Origin of the sequence: Microbispora sp. GKU 823 (genome assembly GCF_002027145.1) — a bacterium.
Classification (GTDB): Bacteria; Actinomycetota; Actinomycetes; order Streptosporangiales; family Streptosporangiaceae; genus Microbispora; species Microbispora siamensis.
On record NZ_MWJN01000107.1, the window covers coordinates 1 to 16304 of the forward strand.

At 69.4% G+C, this 16304-nt stretch carries 23 protein-coding genes and 1 pseudogene; 1 reads left to right on the forward strand and 23 read right to left on the reverse strand.

All coding sequences use genetic code 11. The features are described 5' to 3' along the window. Positions 1–1167: 1167 nt before the first annotated feature. Complete coding sequence (locus B1L11_RS46025; RefSeq protein WP_143737802.1) at positions 1168–1716, reverse strand: hypothetical protein; 549 nt, start codon at positions 1714–1716, stop codon at positions 1168–1170. A 321-nt stretch (positions 1717–2037) separates the two neighbouring features. On the opposite strand from B1L11_RS46025, the gene B1L11_RS36495 reads away from it, so the two are divergent. Then, complete coding sequence (locus B1L11_RS36495) at positions 2038–2940, forward strand: hypothetical protein (protein WP_079319849.1); 903 nt, start codon at positions 2038–2040, stop codon at positions 2938–2940. A 70-nt stretch (positions 2941–3010) separates the two neighbouring features. Here the strand turns inward: B1L11_RS36495 and truA are convergent, their stop codons facing one another. From truA to rplN, 22 genes and pseudogenes are all read right to left on the reverse strand, one after another. Beyond that, positions 3011–3901, reverse strand: coding sequence for a tRNA pseudouridine(38-40) synthase TruA (gene truA, locus B1L11_RS36500; protein ID WP_079319850.1), 891 nt, complete (start codon positions 3899–3901; stop codon positions 3011–3013). A gap of 82 nt (positions 3902–3983) precedes the next feature. Continuing rightward, complete coding sequence (gene rplQ / locus B1L11_RS36505; protein WP_079319851.1) at positions 3984–4535, reverse strand: 50S ribosomal protein L17; 552 nt, start codon at positions 4533–4535, stop codon at positions 3984–3986. A 139-nt stretch (positions 4536–4674) separates the two neighbouring features. Beyond that, positions 4675–5691: a DNA-directed RNA polymerase subunit alpha gene (locus tag B1L11_RS36510; RefSeq protein WP_030508347.1), complete on the reverse strand. Its 1017-nt coding sequence runs from the start codon at positions 5689–5691 to the stop codon at positions 4675–4677. Positions 5692–5846: 155 nt separating this feature from the next. Beyond that, positions 5847–6472, reverse strand: a pseudogene (gene rpsD / locus B1L11_RS36515) (30S ribosomal protein S4). Positions 6473–6492: 20 nt separating this feature from the next. After that, positions 6493–6897: a 30S ribosomal protein S11 gene (gene rpsK, locus B1L11_RS36520; RefSeq protein ID WP_020542285.1), complete on the reverse strand. Its 405-nt coding sequence runs from the start codon at positions 6895–6897 to the stop codon at positions 6493–6495. Positions 6898–6933: 36 nt separating this feature from the next. Then, positions 6934–7314: a 30S ribosomal protein S13 gene (gene rpsM, locus B1L11_RS36525; protein ID WP_079319852.1), complete on the reverse strand. Its 381-nt coding sequence runs from the start codon at positions 7312–7314 to the stop codon at positions 6934–6936. A 224-nt stretch (positions 7315–7538) separates the two neighbouring features. Further along, positions 7539–7652 carry a 50S ribosomal protein L36 gene (gene rpmJ / locus B1L11_RS36530; RefSeq protein ID WP_003956441.1) on the reverse strand — a complete coding sequence of 38 codons (114 nt, stop codon included), beginning with the start codon at positions 7650–7652 and terminating at the stop codon, positions 7539–7541. Between the two features lie 45 nt (positions 7653–7697). Next, positions 7698–7919 carry a translation initiation factor IF-1 gene (infA, locus tag B1L11_RS36535; protein WP_030508344.1) on the reverse strand — a complete coding sequence of 74 codons (222 nt, stop codon included), beginning with the start codon at positions 7917–7919 and terminating at the stop codon, positions 7698–7700. A gap of 422 nt (positions 7920–8341) precedes the next feature. Beyond that, positions 8342–8797, reverse strand: a complete 456-nt coding sequence (locus B1L11_RS36540) for a DUF1707 domain-containing protein (protein ID WP_079319853.1) — start codon at positions 8795–8797, stop codon at positions 8342–8344. A 69-nt stretch (positions 8798–8866) separates the two neighbouring features. Then, a complete protein-coding gene (gene map / locus B1L11_RS36545) occupies positions 8867–9697 on the reverse strand; it encodes a type I methionyl aminopeptidase (RefSeq protein WP_079319873.1) in 831 nt (276 codons plus the stop codon). 86 nt (positions 9698–9783) lie between these two features. Continuing rightward, a complete protein-coding gene (locus B1L11_RS36550; RefSeq protein WP_079319854.1) occupies positions 9784–10437 on the reverse strand; it encodes an adenylate kinase in 654 nt (217 codons plus the stop codon). Beyond that, on the reverse strand, positions 10437–11744 hold the full coding sequence (gene secY, locus B1L11_RS36555; RefSeq protein WP_079319855.1) for a preprotein translocase subunit SecY: 1308 nt from the start codon (positions 11742–11744) through the stop codon (positions 10437–10439). Before secY ends, B1L11_RS36550 begins: the two co-directional genes overlap by 1 nt. 181 nt (positions 11745–11925) lie before the next feature. After that, a complete protein-coding gene (gene rplO, locus B1L11_RS36565) occupies positions 11926–12381 on the reverse strand; it encodes a 50S ribosomal protein L15 (RefSeq protein WP_079319857.1) in 456 nt (151 codons plus the stop codon). 2 nt (positions 12382–12383) lie between these two features. After that, positions 12384–12566, reverse strand: a complete 183-nt coding sequence (rpmD, locus tag B1L11_RS36570; RefSeq protein ID WP_079319858.1) for a 50S ribosomal protein L30 — start codon at positions 12564–12566, stop codon at positions 12384–12386. A gap of 2 nt (positions 12567–12568) precedes the next feature. Beyond that, positions 12569–13201 carry a 30S ribosomal protein S5 gene (gene rpsE, locus B1L11_RS36575; RefSeq protein WP_079319859.1) on the reverse strand — a complete coding sequence of 211 codons (633 nt, stop codon included), beginning with the start codon at positions 13199–13201 and terminating at the stop codon, positions 12569–12571. 64 nt (positions 13202–13265) lie between these two features. Beyond that, positions 13266–13649: a 50S ribosomal protein L18 gene (rplR, locus tag B1L11_RS36580; protein ID WP_079319860.1), complete on the reverse strand. Its 384-nt coding sequence runs from the start codon at positions 13647–13649 to the stop codon at positions 13266–13268. Positions 13650–13651: 2 nt separating this feature from the next. Then, positions 13652–14194 carry a 50S ribosomal protein L6 gene (gene rplF, locus B1L11_RS36585; RefSeq protein ID WP_079319861.1) on the reverse strand — a complete coding sequence of 181 codons (543 nt, stop codon included), beginning with the start codon at positions 14192–14194 and terminating at the stop codon, positions 13652–13654. Positions 14195–14212: 18 nt separating this feature from the next. After that, positions 14213–14611 carry a 30S ribosomal protein S8 gene (rpsH, locus tag B1L11_RS36590; protein WP_030508333.1) on the reverse strand — a complete coding sequence of 133 codons (399 nt, stop codon included), beginning with the start codon at positions 14609–14611 and terminating at the stop codon, positions 14213–14215. Between the two features lie 113 nt (positions 14612–14724). Beyond that, positions 14725–14910 carry a type Z 30S ribosomal protein S14 gene (locus B1L11_RS36595; RefSeq protein WP_030451489.1) on the reverse strand — a complete coding sequence of 62 codons (186 nt, stop codon included), beginning with the start codon at positions 14908–14910 and terminating at the stop codon, positions 14725–14727. A gap of 2 nt (positions 14911–14912) precedes the next feature. Beyond that, positions 14913–15482 carry a 50S ribosomal protein L5 gene (gene rplE / locus B1L11_RS36600; RefSeq protein ID WP_030508332.1) on the reverse strand — a complete coding sequence of 190 codons (570 nt, stop codon included), beginning with the start codon at positions 15480–15482 and terminating at the stop codon, positions 14913–14915. Continuing rightward, positions 15482–15781, reverse strand: coding sequence for a 50S ribosomal protein L24 (gene rplX / locus B1L11_RS36605; RefSeq protein WP_143734084.1), 300 nt, complete (start codon positions 15779–15781; stop codon positions 15482–15484). The genes rplE and rplX overlap by 1 nt, the downstream gene beginning before the upstream one ends. Before the next feature lie 8 nt (positions 15782–15789). Further along, complete coding sequence (gene rplN, locus B1L11_RS36610) at positions 15790–16158, reverse strand: 50S ribosomal protein L14 (RefSeq protein WP_030508330.1); 369 nt, start codon at positions 16156–16158, stop codon at positions 15790–15792. Between the last annotated feature and the right edge of the window lie 146 nt (positions 16159–16304).

Genomic DNA, 16304 nt, shown 5'->3' on the forward strand with positions numbered 1-16304 from the left:
CGGGCGGCCCCGCGTACCCGCAGACGCCCCCGCCTCCCGGCCCGCAGCAGCCCGCGTACGGCCACGGCGCGCCCGGAGCGGGCACCGGGCCTCAGCCGCCCGCGTACGGCCCCGGGACGCACCCCTGGCAGCCGCCCATGGAGGGACCCAACCCGGCGTGGCAGCCGCCCGTGGAGGGGCCGAACCCGGCGGCGTGGCAGCCTCCGGCCGACACGGGAGCGCAGCCGTGGCCCTCGCAGGGCCCCGGAGCGCCGGCCTGGGAACCGCCGCCCCCACCTGGCTCGGCTCCACAGCCGTGGCAGCAGGAGCCCCCCTCAGCGGGCGCGGGAGCCCCGCAGATGTGGCCGGCCCCCGTCAATGATCCCGCTGCCAGCCCGGCCCCAACCCCGGCCCTCAGCCCGGTCCACAGCCCGGCGGCGTCACCTCCTGGCCCTACTCGGGCAACGAGCCTCAGTGGCCGCAGGGCCCCGCACAGGCAGGGACGGGTGACACCGGCCCCACCTCCTGGCCCCCGCCAGGGGGCGAACCGGCCGCGCCCGGCGCCTTCGGCACGTCCCCCTCGCCGTACGACGAGGGGGGCCAGGGTGGGTCGTGGCAGGGCCCTGCCGGGTCCGCCGCCTGGTCGCAGCCCGGCGGCCCTCCCGTCGCACCGCCCGCGTACGGGCCGGACCAGCAGCACGCCGGTGGTCCCTGGGCCGCCCAGCCCGGCGAGGCGGCGCCCCGGCGTGCCGTCGTTCCACGAGTGGGGGTCCGCCCCTACCGGGGGGCAGCCGTCCGGCGGGGAGGCCTGGCCACAGCGCCGGTCCCCCATCAGGGGTATCCACCCGCCGCCCCGCCGCAGCACGGACCGCAGTACGGACCGCAGTACGGACCGCAGTACGGACCCCAGCATGGCCCGCAGTATGGGCCGCCGCCGGAAGCGCTACCCGGGCAGGAGCAGGCCCCCGGCGGCCACCAGCCTGGGGCGTACCTGGGCGCACCGCCCCAGCCCGGTCCGGGAATCCCGGCCGGGCAGCCGGAGGCGTACGCGGAGGAAGCCACGTCCCCGGAGGCGATCCGGCCCGGAGAGCCCGGCGACGTACCCGTGTGGCCGCCACGACTGCCGGGCGAGCCGTACCCGCAGGGGGAGATGCCCGCGGGCACCTCCTGGCCCCCGACGAACGCCTATCAGGACGAGCCCGGCACGGCGCAGGCGTCCGAGGGCCCGGCCGACGACGGGGCGGGCACGAGCGAGTCAGGCGGCACGCCCGGCGACGCGATCCCGCCCACCGGCACGCCCGACCCCACCACTCGCGCCCGACCACCACCACTGCGCCCGACCACGCCACCGCACCGGACCACACCCCGGCGCCGGACCACACCGGCACGCCCGCGGACACGGCGCATCACGCCGATGTGCCTGCCGACGAGCGAACCGACGAGCGAACGCTGCCCGCCGGCGCGTACCCGCCTGCCGACGACTCGCCCGCCGAAGGACCGGGACAGGCGGGCGAGCCCGCAGGGGCGGGTGTGCCCGCGCAGGACGCTCCCGCGGGGAGCGTCCCGCCGCCCGACGCGCCGGCGTCGTATCCTCCTGCGCCGGGCCACGCCGGGCCGCCCGAGGGCTTCGGGGCCGAGATCGCCCATGCGGCGACCCCGGTCGAGGGTTCCCCGGTGCCCGGCACACCGTACGAACCCGGCCAGGCTCTCGCGCACTCCGAACAGAGCACTCAGCACAGCGAACCGCAGTACGCGTCCTTCGACAGGACGACGCAGCCGCTGCCTCCGCCACAGCCCGAGGAGCCGTTCCCGGCGCCCACGCAGACATGGAGCGCGCCTGGTCAGGCGCCCGACAGCGCACCGTCCGGGACACCACTGGGGAGACGGGACGACACGCAGGATCAGTCACCGTTCCAGTCGCCGTCCGCGACGTCCCCCTCGGATGTCCCGCCATCCGCCGTACCCCCGGGTGCGGCGTCATCCGACACGCCGCCCACGGGCCCGTCCGCGAGCGACGGCGCCACCGGGGCGGACTCCCCCGACCCCAATTCAGGACAGATGGCGACAACCTCTCCCACGACCGGTTCGCCCTCGCAGCCGACCGGTGAGACTCCGTTCGCGTTCACGCCGGTGACACCGGCCAAGGCGGGCAAGCCGGCGCCTCCGCCCGGGTTCGGGCCCGCCCCCGGCGACCTCTCCCCTGAGGGCAACCTCCCGGCGACGCTTGGCCCCGCCGGCCCTCCGCCCTCCGGCGGGAAGGTCAAGAGGATCGTGATGGCCGCCGGTGCGGTGGTCGTCGTGGGGGCGATCGGCACCGCGGCCTACTTCGCCTACTCGGGCGAGCCGGACGGCGGCCAGGCCGCCCGTACGCCTGCGGCCACCACCGCGCCCTCCTCCTCCGACGAGCCGACGCCGAGTTCCACGGTCGCCTCCGCCATCCTCGACTCGGAGCAGACCGACCCCAAGACCCTCAAGCCGGGAGAGGCGTTCCCGGCCGAGAAGGTGACGCTGGCCGGGCGGACGTACCGCCGGGTCAAGGTCGACGTGACCGACGACTGCGGGAAGGCGGCGGCGGGCGCGTTCGCGCAGGCCCTCACCGAGCAGCAGTGCCGCAGGGTACTCAGGGCCACCTACGTGGACGGCAAGCGCCAGTACGCGGTGACCACGGGCATCGCCGTGCTGCCCGGCAAGACCGAGGCCCTCGCCGTGGACCAGGCCAAGGATCTCAACGCGAACGTCTGGTTCCGCGGCCTCGACGGCGACAAGGCGAGCCGGGCGGACAAGGTGTCGATCTCCGGTGGCTACGCGGCCGGCATGGTGTGGGGACGCTACATCGTGTTCAGCTACGCCACCTACGCCGACGGGCACACGCCGGACGCGAACGACAAGAACCTCGCGCCGATCAGCGGCGCCTTCCGGGACAACATGGCGAAGGTGATCGAGAAGCGCGCCTCACGCTGACGATCCCGGCGCGTGGTCTCCCACACGGGGACCACGCGCCGCCACGGCCGCGCCGTCAGGAGCATCGGAGTCAGGAACTCAGTGTGCGCACCCGGCGGGTGGCGGCGGCCCGCCGGGCCAGCTCCTCCGGCTCGGGGTAGCGCACCTCCTCGAGCGTGAGACCGTGCGCGGGCGCGACGTGCACACCCGAGTCCCGTACGGCTCTCGCCAGCACCTCGCCTGGCCACTCGACGGGCCGCCTGCCCTCCCCCACGGTCAGCAGCGAGCCGACCAGCGCCCGGACCATCGAATGGCAGAAGGCGTCGGCGACCACGGTCGCGAGCAGGATCCCGTCCTCGCCCCTGACCCACTCGAGCCGCTGCAGCTCGCGGATCGTGGTCGCGCCCTCGCGCCTGCGGCAGAAGGCGGCGAAGTCGTGCTCGCCCAGCAGACGGGCGGCCGCCGCGTTCAGCAGGTCCACGTCCAGCGGCCGGGCGTACCACAGCACCTCGCGCCGCCGCAGCGGGTCCACCCCGCCGGGGGCGTCGCCGACGCGGTAGCCGTACCGGCGCGACAGCGCGGAGAACCGGGCGTCGAAGCCCTCGGGCGCCACGCTGACGGCGTGCACCCGCACGTCGGGGGGCAGCACCCCGGCCAGCCGCCTCGTCAGCGCAGCGAGCCACTCAGCGCCGCGCTCCTCCCACGCCTCATCCGGGTCCACGGGAACGGGGGCACGCACGGACGAGGCGGCGGCCAGCGCCGCGACCGGAAGGTCGACGTGCGCCACCTGTCCCCTCGCGTGGACGCCGGCGTCGGTGCGGCCCGCGACGGTGAGCGACGGCGGGGCGTCCAGGCGCAGGATCCGGCCCAGCGCGTCCTCGATCTCCCCCTGCACGGTCCGCCGTCCGGGCTGGCGCGCCCAGCCGGAGAAGTCGGTGCCGTCGTAGCCCAGGTCCAGTCTCAGCCGCAGTTCTCGCTCCACGCCATCCCTCGTACGGTGCACAAACGAAGAGCGGGCCCAGCATCCCCGGAAGGGAAACTGAGCCCGCTCACAGAGCCTGGGATCAGGCCTCGTCCTTCTTGTCACCCTGTGCCGACTCCCCTGCGGGCTCGGCGGCGGCCTCGGGAGCCTCCGCCGTCTCGGCGGCGGTGCCCTCGGCGGCCTCGTCCTGCGCGGCCGGCGTCTCCTCGACCTCGGCCGGAGCGGCCTCGGCGGCGGGCGCGGCCGGAGCCGTACGGGAGACCCTGACCGGGTTCAGCTGCTCGGTGACCAGCTCGATGACCGCCATCGGAGCGGCGTCGCCCTTACGCGGGCCGAGCTTGGTGATCCGGGTGTAGCCACCGGGACGCTCGGCGTACGTCGGAGCGATCTCGGTGAAGAGGTGGTGGACGACGCCCTTGTCGCGGACGACCGTCAGCACCTGGCGACGGTTGTGGATGTCGCCCTTCTTCGCCTTGGTGATCAGCTTCTCCGCGAGCGGGCGGAGACGCCTGGCCTTGGCCTCGGTGGTGGTGATCCGGCCGTTCTGGAACAGCGAGGTGGCGAGGTTCGCCAGGATCAGCCGCTCGTGGGCCGGGCTGCCGCCGAGGCGGGCGCCCTTGGTGGGCTTGGGCATTTCATGCTCCTCATGGATAACCCGCTCCGGCCGTGTCAGGTACCGGGGTCGGGCCGACCGGCGTACCGGTCGTGACTTGTCATCGCCGTCTCATGCCGCCCTCGGCGGGCGGCACGAGACGGTGTGGTGCGGGTGCCGCTCAGTACTGCTCGGTCTCGATGAACCCGCCGTCCTCGTCGTCGTACCCGCCGCCGGCGACAGCGGAGGGGTCGAACCCGGGCGGGGAGTCCTTGAGAGCCAGGCCCATCTCGTGCAGCTTCTGCTTGACCTCTTCGATCGACTTGGCGCCGAAGTTGCGGATGTCCAGCAGGTCCTGCTCGCTGCGGGCGACGAGCTCACCCACGGTGTGGATGCCCTCGCGCTTGAGGCAGTTGTACGAACGGACGGTGAGGTTGAGCTCCTCGATCGGCAGCGCCAGGTCGGCCGCGAGAGCCGCGTCCGTCGGCGACGGGCCGATGTCGATGCCCTCGGCCTCGACGTTGAGCTCACGGGCCAGGCCGAACAGCTCGACCAGGGTCTTGCCGGCCGAGGCCACCGCGTCGCGGGGCTTCATGGACGGCTTGGTCTCGACGTCGAGGATCAGGCGGTCGAAGTCCGTGCGCTGCTCGACACGGGTGGCCTCGACCTTGTAGGTGACCTTGAGGACCGGGGAGTAGATCGAGTCGATCGGAATCCGGCCGATCTCCTGGCCAGGCTGCTTGTTCTGAGCGGCGGAGACGTAGCCGCGGCCGCGCTCGACGGTCAGCTCCATCTCCAGCTTCGCCTTGCCGTTCAGCGTGGCGATGTGCAGGTCGGGGTTGTGCACCTCGACACCCGCCGGAGGCGCGATGTCGGCGGCGGTGACCTCACCCGGGCCCTGCTTGCGCAGGTACATCACCACGGGCTCGTCGTGCTCGGAGGAGACGACCAGCGACTTGAGGTTCAGGATGATGTCGGTGACGTCTTCCTTGACCCCGGGCACGGTCGAGAACTCGTGGAGCACGCCCTCGATGCGGATGCTGGTGACCGCCGCCCCCGGGATGGAGGACAGCAGCGTGCGCCGCAGCGAGTTGCCGATGGTGTAGCCGAAGCCCGGCTCGAGCGGCTCGATGATGAACCTGGACCGGTGCTCCTCGAGCGACTCCTCCTGGAGGCTCGGGCGCTGTGCGATGAGCATCAGGATCTCCTGGATCCGGGACGGCCCCGTCACGACGGACGAGTGGTCCCTGGGTTACGGCGACGCCCGCTATTTGACGCCGCTCGCCTACAACCATGATGCCGTACGGCCGGGAGTGTACCGGCCGTACGGCGTCATGAACTGCCGGGGCCCTACTACTTGGAGTAGAGCTCGACGATCAGCTGCTCCTGGACCAGCGTGTCGATCTGCTGGCGGACCGGGAGCTGGTGCACGAGGATGCGCATGTTCTCGGCGGAGACGCCCAGCCAGGCCGGGACGGTCTTGTCGCCGGCGGTCGCGCGGGCCACCTCGTACGGAAGCAGGTTGCGCGACTTCTCGCGGACCTCGATGATGTCGTGCTCGCGCACGCGGTACGACGGGATGTCGACCTTCTTGCCGTTCACGAGGAAGTGGCCGTGGCGCACCTGCTGGCGGGCCGCGTCACGCGACTCGGCGAAGCCGGCGCGGTAGACCACGTTGTCGAGACGGCTCTCCAGGATCTGGAGCAGGTTCTCACCCGTCTTGCCCGCCTTGCGGTTGGCTTCCTCGTAGTAGTTGTGGAACTGCTTCTCGAGGACGCCGTAGATGCGGCGGGTCTTCTGCTTCTCACGGAGCTGGAGCTGGTACTCCGACTCCTTCGGACGGCCGCGGCGTGCTCACCCGGCGGGTACGGGCGGATCTCGATGGGGCACTTGGCGGACTCGCACTTCTTGCCCTTGAGGAAGAGCTTGGTCTTCTCACGGCGGCAGAGCTTGCAGTCCGGACCCGTGTAACGAGCCATTTCTTTCTACTCTCCTGAGCTCAGACGCGACGGCGCTTGGGCGGACGGCAGCCGTTGTGCGGGACCGGGGTCACGTCCTGGATGGACCCGACCTCGAGGCCGGTCGCCTGCAGCGAACGGATCGCGGTCTCACGGCCGGAACCGGGGCCCTTGACGAAGACGTCGACCTTGCGCATGCCGTGCTCCATGGCGCGGCGGGCGGCGTTCTCGGCAGCCATCTGCGCGGCGAACGGGGTGGACTTGCGGGAGCCCTTGAACCCGACGTGGCCGGCGCTGGCCCAGGAGATCACGTTCCCGTTCGGGTCGGTGATCGAAACGATCGTGTTGTTGAACGTGCTCTTGATGTGGGCGTGCCCGTGAGCGACGTTCTTCTTTTCCTTGCGGCGCACCTTCTTCGGTGCGCCCTGGCGGCTCTTCGGCGGCATTGAAGCGCTAACTCCTGGAAATGTGGCTGCTAAGGACTACTTCTTGCCCGGCTTCTTCTTGCCGGCGACGGTCTTCTTCTTGCCCTTGCGGGTGCGCGCGTTCGTCTGCGTCCGCTGACCGTGGACAGGCAGCCCCTTGCGGTGCCGGATGCCCTGGTAGCAGCCGATCTCGATCTTGCGTCGGATGTCGGCCTGAATCTCGCGGCGGAGGTCACCCTCGATCTTGTAGTTCGCCTCGATGTAGTCACGCATCGGAACGAGCTCGGCGTCCGTGAGCTGGTGGACGCGCAGGTCGGGGCTGATGCCGGTCGCGTCAAGGATCTCCTTGGCGCGGGTGCGGCCGATTCCGAAAATGTAGGTGAGAGCGATCTCCAGCCGCTTGTCGCGGGGGAGGTCGACGCCAACCAGGCGGGCCATGGTCGGGCATTCTCCTTCAGTGTGGCGGAGGTCTTGCGCCACACTTCCCCTCCCATGCCCGGGCGAGGGCCCCGGCCTCCGACCGGGGGTCTCCCGCGTGGTACGGCTCTCGCCGCCTGCGCGGGTGTGTGACGCGATTTCGTTGTTCCGGCCCGCACGCGGGTCGAGCCCGCCACGGGGACGGACTCAGCAGGGGCCTGGTGGCGACGTACTGAGGACTGAGCTCAGCCCTGGCGCTGCTTGTGGCGCAGGTTGTCGCAGATCACCATGACGCGACCGTGCCGGCGAATCACCTTGCACTTGTCGCAGATCTTCTTGACGCTCGGCTTGACCTTCATAGTCCTTATTCGTTCCGCATACGGCCCGCCCCGCTGGCGGGGGGGCTACTTGTACCGGTAGACGATCCGCCCACGACTCAGGTCGTAGGGGCTCAACTCCACGACCACCCGGTCGTCGGGCAGGATCCTGATGTAGTGCATCCGCATCCGCCCGCTGATGTGGGCCAGGACCTTGTGACCGTTGTCGAGCTGCACCCGGAACATGGCGTTCGGGAGCGACTCAATAACAGTGCCCTCAATCTCGATGGCGCCGTCTTTCTTGGCCATGGCCCTCGCGTTTCAACTGATCGGATCGTCTGAGGCTTCGGAACACTAAGCAGCCGCGACCTTCGGGCGCTTCCAGAGAGCGGCGACCAGCCAGGCCGCCTAGGCGCAAAGGTCATAGTGAACCGACAAAGGAGTGTACGACAACCCGGGCCGAATTGCGAAACGACGGCAGGGGTCCCGACACAACCAGATCACAGAGTACCCCCGGCGGGGGCGTCCGGCCAATTCGGCGTCGGGCCGTTCCCTCAGGCCGGCTCCGGGGGAAACCGCCGCACCCGCCCGCCCGGCACCGCCGAAATGCCGGGACGGGTGGGTGCGGCCTGATCACCGCGGGGGCACGGCCCGAGCGGGGCCGTACGTCGCGACACCGGACCTCTACCCGCCCGCGGCTCCCGCGACGGCGGCCCTCCGGTAAAGAACGCTCAGGTGTCGCGCCGGCGGGACTGTCCGGCCGTTCCGGCCATCGTGTTGATGAGGAGGATGACACCCCAGGGGCCCATGACCCACATGGGCCAGGGATAGACGAAGTGACCCGAGCTGACGCCGACGATGAGCCAGATCATCCAGTTCACGGCGCTGGCGCCCGCCCAGGCGGTCCAGGCGGCCTTGAGGCCGGCCCGCGCCTTGTCGTCACGCCGGGCCGGACGGGGCCGTCGTGCGGAATCGGTCGTCGAGGCGGGCAGCCGGTGCAGGTCGATCTCGGGCAGGTCGGAGGTGAGCTTGGCCAGTTCCCCGTACGTACGACTCTGGTAGACCTGCTCCAGCCGCTCGTTGAACTCGTCGATGGTGAGCCTGCCCTCGGCCACGTGCTCGCGCAGTGCCGCGGCGACCCGGTCCCGGTCGCCGTCGGAGGCCCGCATCTCAGGCGCTGCCGCCATCACCATCTCCAGGCTGTTCGAGCGATACGACCATTATTGTTCACGCGCCGCCGGAGCGGGCGTGCCGGATCAGGAGGCGCTCTCCCCCGCATCCACGGCGACGCCGGGGAAGCGCGAGGCTCCGCCGTCGAGCGCCGTGAGAACCAGGGGGCCGTTCTCCGTCACCGCGACGCTGTGCTCGAAATGGGCGGAGGCGCGGCCGTCGAGCGTCACGACCGTCCAGTCGTCGGCCAGCACCTTGGTGCGGTCGGTGCCGAGGTTCACCATCGGCTCGATCGCGAAGCACATGCCCACCTCGAAGCGGGGGCCGCGCCCCGGCCTGCCGTGGTTGGCCACCCAGGGGTCCATGTGCATCTCGGTGCCGATGCCGTGCCCGCCGTACTCCTGGGGGATGCCGTAGCGGCCCTGAGAACGCACGTACTGCTCGATCTGGTGACCGACGTCGGACAGGTGCCCGCCGACCCGCAGGGCGGCGATGCCCCGCCACATGGCCTCCTCGGTCACCCGCATGAGCTCGGTCAGCGCGGGGTCGACCTCGCCGATCCCGACGGTGATCGCCGAGTCGCCGTGCCATCCGTCGAGGATCGCGCCGCAGTCGATCGAGATGATGTCGCCCTCGCGGAGCGGGCGGCGGTCGGTGGGGATGCCGTGCACGACCTCGTCGTTCACGGAGGCGCAGATCGTGGCGGGGAAGCCCTGGTAGCCCTTGAACGACGGGATCGCACCCTCGCCCCGGATCGCCTCTTCGGCGATGGCGTCGAGGTCGAGCGGCGTCATCCCGGGGCGTACCGACGTCCGGAGCAGCTCCAGCGTCCGGGCGACGACAAGGCCGGCCGCGCGCATCTTCTCCAGTTGCTCGGCGCTCTTGATCTGAATTCCGTGCCGATTCTTCTTGAACACGTAACGCACCCCCTCCCGAAATTGTCCCATATAAGCCTGAACGCCACCCCATGGAGTGGAGTGGCGTTCCCGGCTGCGGTAATGAATCAGTCGGCGAACCGCCGCAGCGCCGACATCGCCCGCTGGGTGATCTCCTCGACCGGCCCGGTCGCGTCGACCCCCTGCAGGATTCCCTCATCGGCGTAGAACGAGATCAGCGGCGCCGTCTGCTCCTGATAGACCTCCAGGCGGCGCCTGATGGTCTCCTCGCGGTCGTCGTCCCGCTGGAAGAGCTCCCCGCCGCAGGCGTCGCAGACGCCCTCCACGGCGGGCGGGTCGAACACGACATGCCACACCTTGCCGCACGAACGGCACGTGCGGCGGCCCGCCAGGCGGCGTACGACCTCGTCGTCCTCGACGACCAGGTTGAGGACCACGTCGAGCGCCGTGCCGAACTCGGCCAGCATCTTCTTGAGGACCTCGGCCTGGGGCACGTTGCGGGGGAAGCCGTCCAGGAGGAAGCCCTCCTGCGCGTCGTCCTCCGACAGCCGGTCGCGGACCATGGCCACGGTCACCTCGTCGGGGACGAGGTCGCCGCGGTCCATGTACTCCTTGGCGAGCTTGCCGAGCTCCGTGCCGCCGGAGACGTTGGCACGGAAGATGTCACCTGTCGAGATTTTCGGGATCGACAGGTGCGAAGCGATGAACTGGGCCTGCGTCCCCTTACCCGCTCCGGGGGGCCCAACCAGGACGACGCGCACTATCTCAGGAAGCCCTCGTAGTTGCGCTGCTGAAGCTGGCTCTCGATCTGCTTGACCGTGTCCAGACCAACACCAACCATGATCAGAATGCTGGTCCCTCCGAACGGGAAGTTCTGGCTCGCTCCGGCCACCGCCAGCGCGATGATCGGGATGAGCGAGATCACACCCAGATACGGAGCGCCTGCGGCCGTGAGCCTGTTGAGCACGTAGCTCAGGTACTCAGCGGTCGGCCGGCCCGGGCGGATGCCCGGGATGAACCCACCGTACTTCTTCATGTTGTCAGCCACTTCAGGGGGGTTGAAAGTGATGGACACGTAGAAGTAGGTGAAGAACACGATCAGCAGGAAGAACGTGGCCATGTAGACGGGGTGGTCGCCCCGAATCATGTTCTGCGCCAGCCACTCGATCACCGCGTTGGGCTTCTGGCTGTTGCCGAACAGCGTCACCAGAAGCTGCGGCAGGTAGAGCAGCGACGAGGCGAAGATGACCGGGATGATGCCGGCCTGGTTCACCTTGAGCGGGATGTAGGTCGAGGTGCCGCCGTACATCCGGCGGCCGACCATACGCTTGGCGTACTGCACCGGGATGCGGCGCTGCGCCTGCTCGATGAACACGACGACGCCGATCATCACGACGCCGACGATCATCACGACGACGAACTTGAACGGGCTCTGCCGGAAGATGTTCACGAGCTCCGACGGGAACACCGCGATGACCTGGGTGAAGATCAGGATCGACATGCCGTTGCCGACGCCGCGGTCGGTCACCAGCTCGCCCAGCCACATGATCACGGCGGTGCCGGCGGTCATCGTGATGACCATGGTGACCAGCGGGAAGATGTCCTGGCTGAGCAGGATCTCCTGGTTGCAGTTCTGGAAGAGCTGCCCGCTGCGGGCCAGTGCGACGAACGCGGTGGACTGCAGCACCGCCAGCCCGATGGTCAGGTAACGGGTGTACTGCGTGATCTTCGCCGTGCCCGCCTGGCCCTCCTTCTTGAGGGCCTCCAGCCGGGGGATCACCACCGTCAGCAGCTGCAGGATGATGCTCGCGGTGATGTACGGCATGATGCCGAGCGCGAACACTGAAAGTTTCAACAGGGCGCCGCCGCTGAAGAGCTGCACCATCCCGTAGATGTTGGCAGCGTCTCCCGCCTGGGCCTGCTCCAGACACAGGGCCACGTTCTTGGCGTTGACCCCCGGAGTGGGAAGCACCGAGCCAAGCCGGAACAGCACGATGATGCCCAGTGTGAAGAGCAGCTTCTTGCGCAGGTCAGGCGTCCGGAACGCCCGGGTAAACGCGGTCAGCACGGTCCCTCCTGCGCGCCAGTGACGCGGTAACGGTCGGCGATGGCCCGCAAGGCGTCCATCGACATGTCTTCCTGCCAGAGTGCTTGGTCGGACACGGGTGGAGCCCCGTGCCAGGCGAACTCTAACGCACTACGGGCGCGGAGGCTCATAACGAACCTCCGCGCCTCGTGGAGCGTCATGCCTACAGCTCGGAAACCGAGCCACCGGCCGCGGCGATCTTCTCCTTCGCGCTGGCGGAGAAGGCGTGCGCCTGCACGTTCAACGCCACGGAGATCTCGCCGGTGCCCAGCACCTTCACGGGCTGGTTCTTGCGGACCGCACCCTTGGCCACCAGGTCGTCGAGCGTGACCTCGCCGCCCTGGGGGAACAGCTCCCCGAGCCTGTCCAGGTTGACGACCTGGTAGGTCGTCTTGAACAGGGCGTTGGAGAAGCCCTTCAGCTTCGGCAGCCGCCGCTGGAGCGGGACCTGGCCACCTTCGAAGCCCGGCATCACGGCCGTACGGGCCCTGGTGCCCTTGGTGCCACGGCCGGCCGTCTTGCCCTTGGAGCCCTCGCCGCGGCCCTTGCGGGTCTTGGCCTTGTTGGAGCCGGGGGCCGGACGGAGGTCGTGGATCTTGAGCGGAGCGTTCTCGGTCATGACTAGTCGACCTCCTCAACCTCGACGAGGTGCGACACCTTGGCGACCATGCCCCGGATCTCCGGGCGGTCCTCCTTGACGACGACGTCGCCGATTCGCTTCAGACCCAGCGAGCGCAGCGAGTCACGCTGGTTCTGCTGTCCACCGATCTTGGACCGGGTCTGGGTGATCTTCAGGCGAGCCATCGCTAGCTCACCGCCTTCGCGGCCGCAGCGGCCTCGGCCAGGCCCTCGGCGCGAGCCTTCAGCATCGCCTTGGGAGCGACGTCCTCGATCGGCAGGCCACGGCGGGCGGCGATCTCCTCGGGCCGGCTGAGACCCTTCAGAGCGGCCACGGTGGCGTGCACGATGTTGATCGGGTTGTCCGAGCCGAGCGACTTGGACAGCACGTCGTGGATCCCGGCGCACTCCAGCACCGCGCGAACCGGGCCACCCGCGATGACACCCGTACCGGGCGAGGCCGGACGCAGGAGGACGACGCCGGCGGCGTCCTCGCCCTGCACCGGGTGCGGGATGGTGCCCTGGATCCGCGGGACCTTGAAGAAGTGCTTCTTGGCCTCCTCGACACCCTTGGCGATCGCCGCGGGCACCTCCTTGGCCTTGCCGTAGCCGACCCCGACGAGACCGTTGCCGTCGCCGACGATGACCAGCGCGGTGAAGCTGAAGCGCCGACCACCCTGGACGACCTTGGCCACTCGGTTGATCTTTACGACGCGCTCGATGTACGAGACGCCCTTGTCTGCGGCGCCACCGCGGCGGTCCTCACGACGGTCACGCCGCTCGCCACCGCCGCCGGCACCGCGACGCGGAGCTGCAGCCATCAGTGGTTCCTCTTCTCGTTGCTCTTGGGACGGGTCGTCAGTCGCGACCCCCGGACCGGAGTCATCAGAACTCCAGCCCGCCTTCACGGGCGCTGTCCGCGAGAGCGGCGATGCGCCCCGCGTAGCGGTTGCCACCGCGGTCGAACACGACAGCGGTGATCCCGGCGGTCTTGGCCCGCTGAGCGAGAAGCTCGCCGACCTTCTTCGCCTTCTCGGTCTTGTCACCCTCGGCGCCGCGCAGCGAGACGTCCATGGTGGACGCGCTCACCAGCGTGTGGCCCTGAGTGTCGTCGACGATCTGCACGAACAGGTGACGCGTGGACCGGTTGACGACCAGGCGCGGACGCTCGGCCGTGCCGAAGACGTTCTTGCGGACACGGCGGTGCCGGCGGGCCCGGGAGACCGTGCGGGCGGCCGTGTGCTTGCCGAACGCAGTCTTTCCAGCCATGCCTACTTACCAGCCTTTCCGACCTTGCGGCGGACAACCTCGCCCTGGTAGCGCACGCCCTTGCCCTTGTACGGGTCCGGCTTGCGCAGCTTCCTGATGTTGGCGGCGACCTCGCCGACCCTCTGCTTGTCGATGCCGTCCACGTGGAACAGGGTCGGCTTCTCGACGCGGAAGCTGACGCCCTCGGGGGCCTTGACGATCACCGGGTGGCTGAAGCCCAGCGAGAACTCCAGCTCCGTCGGGCCCTTGGCCTGGACGCGGTAACCGACGCCGACGATCTCGAGCGTCTTCGTGTAGCCCTGCGTGACACCCGCCACCATGTTGGCGATGAGCGTGCGGGACAGACCGTGCAGCGCACGGACCTTGTTCTCGTCGTTCGGGCGGGTGACGGCGATGGTGCCGTCCTCGCCACGCGAGACCTCGATGGGCTCGGCGACCGTGTGAGTGAGCGTGCCCTTGGGCCCCTTGACCTGGACTTCCCGGCCGTCGATCGTGATGTCGACACCCGCCGGTACGGGGATGGGCAGCCGTCCGATTCGCGACATGCTGAGTGCCTCCCCTCGTTACCAGACGTAGGCGAGGACTTCCCCGCCCACTCCACGCTTGCTCGCCTGCCGGTCCGTCATCAGGCCGCCGGACGTCGAGATGATCGCGACGCCCAGACCGCCCAGAACGCGGGGCAGGTTGTCCTTCTTTGCATAGACCCGCAGACCGGGCTTGGACACCCGGCGCAGGCCCGCGATGGCGCGCTCGCGGCTGGGGCCGAACTTCAGCTCCATCACGAGGTTCTTGCCAACCTTCGCGTCCTCGACGCTCCAGCCCTGGATGTAGCCCTCCTGCTGGAGGATTTCCGCGATGTGCGCCTTGATCTTGGAGTAAGGCATGCTCACGGTGTCGTGATAGGCCGAGTTCGCGTTACGCAGACGCGTCAGCATGTCTGCGATCGGGTCGGTCATCGTCATGGCCGGTGGCCTTCCTCACCGCGGTTTCCCCGATGGGACCTTCGGTGTGGTCGTGGGCGCTGTGGTCAGCGCCCGGTTGATATGACTTCTGGTGCAGCTGGTCCGCGGAGGGCTTACCAGCTCGACTTGGTGATGCCGGGCAGCTCGCCCCGGTGCGCCATCTCGCGGAAGCACACGCGGCACAGCCCGAACTTGCGGTAGACAGCGCGGGGACGGCCGCAGCGGGAGCAACGAGTGTACGCCCGGACCTCGAACTTCTGCTTGCGCGCTGCCTTGACCTTCAGCGACGTCTTCGCCATGATCAGGCCTCCTTGAAGGGGAAACCGAGGAGCTTCAGCAGCGCCCGGCCCTGCTCGTCGTTCTTCGCGGTGGTCACGACCGTGATGTCCATGCCCCGCTGCCGGTCCACCTTGTCCTGGTCGACCTCGTGGAACATGACCTGCTCGGTGAGGCCGAAGGTGTAGTTGCCGTTGCCGTCGAACTGCTTCGGCGACAGGCCGCGGAAGTCCCGGATACGCGGCAGCGCCAGGGACAGCAGGCGGTCGAGGAACTCCCACATGCGGTCGCCGCGCAGCGTCACGTGCGCGCCGATCGGCATGCCCTCACGCAGCTTGAACTGCGCGATGGACTTGCGGGCGCGGGCGACGGCCGGCTTCTGGCCGGTGATGGCGGTCAGGTCGCGCACGGCGCCCTCGATGAGCTTCGAGTCGCGGGCGGCCTCGCCGACACCCATGTTCACCTTGATCTTGGTGATCGTGGGCACCTGCATGATGTTCTCGATGCCGAACTCCTCGCGCAGCTTCGCGATGATCTCCTCGCGGTAGCGCTGCTTGAGGCGCGGAACGGTGCGCTCTTCAGTCGTGGCGGTCATCAGCTGTCCTCACCCGTCGCCTCGGCGTCGCCCTTGTCGGCGGCCTTCTTCTCGGGCTTCTTCTCGTCATCCTTGAGCTTCTTGACGTTGCTCACGTGGATGGGAGCCTCCATGGTCTGCACGCCGCCTTCCTTGGCGCCGCGCGGGCCCTGGTTGGTGACCTTGGAGTGCTTCTTGATCATGTTGACGCCCTCGACCACCACGCGCTCGTCACGCGGGTAGGCGGCGATGATCCGGCCCTTGGCGCCCTTGTCCTTGCCGGCGATGACCTGGACGAGGTCGCCCTTCTTCACGTGCAGCTTCGGCATCACAGCACCTCCGGCGCGAGCGAGATGATGCGCATGAACTTCTTGTCGCGCAGTTCACGGCCCACCGGGCCGAAGATGCGGGTGCCCCGGGGGTCGCCGCTGTCCTTGATGATGACGGCGGCGTTCTCGTCGAAGCGGATGTAGGAGCCGTCGGGGCGGCGGCGCTCCTTCACGGTGCGCACCACGACAGCCTTGACAACGTCGCCTTTCTTAACGCCTCCGCCGGGAATGGCGTCCTTCACCGTGCCCACGATGATGTCGCCGATTCCCGCGTAGCGCCGACCCGAGCCACCGAGCACGCGGATGCAAAGGATCTCCTTGGCACCCGTGTTGTCGGCGACCTTGAGCCGCGACTCCTGCTGGATCACGTCTACTCCTGTGTGTCGTGCCGGTTCTCACCCTCGCGGTGAGCCTGGCCGAACCTGATGTGGTCTTTTTCCCTCGGCGACAGCCGTACGACCGCCGCCGCGGGCGGACGGGACCGATGGTCGGCCCCGCCCCTTGGACGCCATCA

Bases quoted from the DNA above. Each gene is read 5' to 3' on its own strand.
- B1L11_RS36495 (WP_079319849.1), top strand. From the start codon at position 2,038: ATGGCGACAACCTCTCCCACGACCGGTTCGCCCTCGCAGCCGACCGGT.
- rplQ (WP_079319851.1), bottom strand. From the start codon at position 4,535: ATGCCCAAGCCCACCAAGGGCGCCCGCCTCGGCGGCAGCCCGGCCCAC.
- B1L11_RS36510 (WP_030508347.1), bottom strand. From the start codon at position 5,691: ATGCTCATCGCACAGCGCCCGAGCCTCCAGGAGGAGTCGCTCGAGGAG.
- rpsK (WP_020542285.1), bottom strand. From the start codon at position 6,897: ATGCCGCCGAAGAGCCGCCAGGGCGCACCGAAGAAGGTGCGCCGCAAG.
- rpsM (WP_079319852.1), bottom strand. From the start codon at position 7,314: ATGGCCCGCCTGGTTGGCGTCGACCTCCCCCGCGACAAGCGGCTGGAG.
- rpmJ (WP_003956441.1), bottom strand. From the start codon at position 7,652: ATGAAGGTCAAGCCGAGCGTCAAGAAGATCTGCGACAAGTGCAAGGTG.
- infA (WP_030508344.1), bottom strand. From the start codon at position 7,919: ATGGCCAAGAAAGACGGCGCCATCGAGATTGAGGGCACTGTTATTGAG.
- B1L11_RS36540 (WP_079319853.1), bottom strand. From the start codon at position 8,797: ATGGCGGCAGCGCCTGAGATGCGGGCCTCCGACGGCGACCGGGACCGG.
- rplO (WP_079319857.1), bottom strand. From the start codon at position 12,381: ATGACCGAGAACGCTCCGCTCAAGATCCACGACCTCCGTCCGGCCCCC.
- rpmD (WP_079319858.1), bottom strand. From the start codon at position 12,566: ATGGCTCGCCTGAAGATCACCCAGACCCGGTCCAAGATCGGTGGACAG.
- rpsE (WP_079319859.1), bottom strand. From the start codon at position 13,201: ATGGCTGCAGCTCCGCGTCGCGGTGCCGGCGGCGGTGGCGAGCGGCGT.
- rplR (WP_079319860.1), bottom strand. From the start codon at position 13,649: ATGGCTGGAAAGACTGCGTTCGGCAAGCACACGGCCGCCCGCACGGTC.
- rplF (WP_079319861.1), bottom strand. From the start codon at position 14,194: ATGTCGCGAATCGGACGGCTGCCCATCCCCGTACCGGCGGGTGTCGAC.
- rpsH (WP_030508333.1), bottom strand. From the start codon at position 14,611: ATGACGATGACCGACCCGATCGCAGACATGCTGACGCGTCTGCGTAAC.
- B1L11_RS36595 (WP_030451489.1), bottom strand. From the start codon at position 14,910: ATGGCGAAGACGTCGCTGAAGGTCAAGGCAGCGCGCAAGCAGAAGTTC.
- rplE (WP_030508332.1), bottom strand. From the start codon at position 15,482: ATGACCGCCACGACTGAAGAGCGCACCGTTCCGCGCCTCAAGCAGCGC.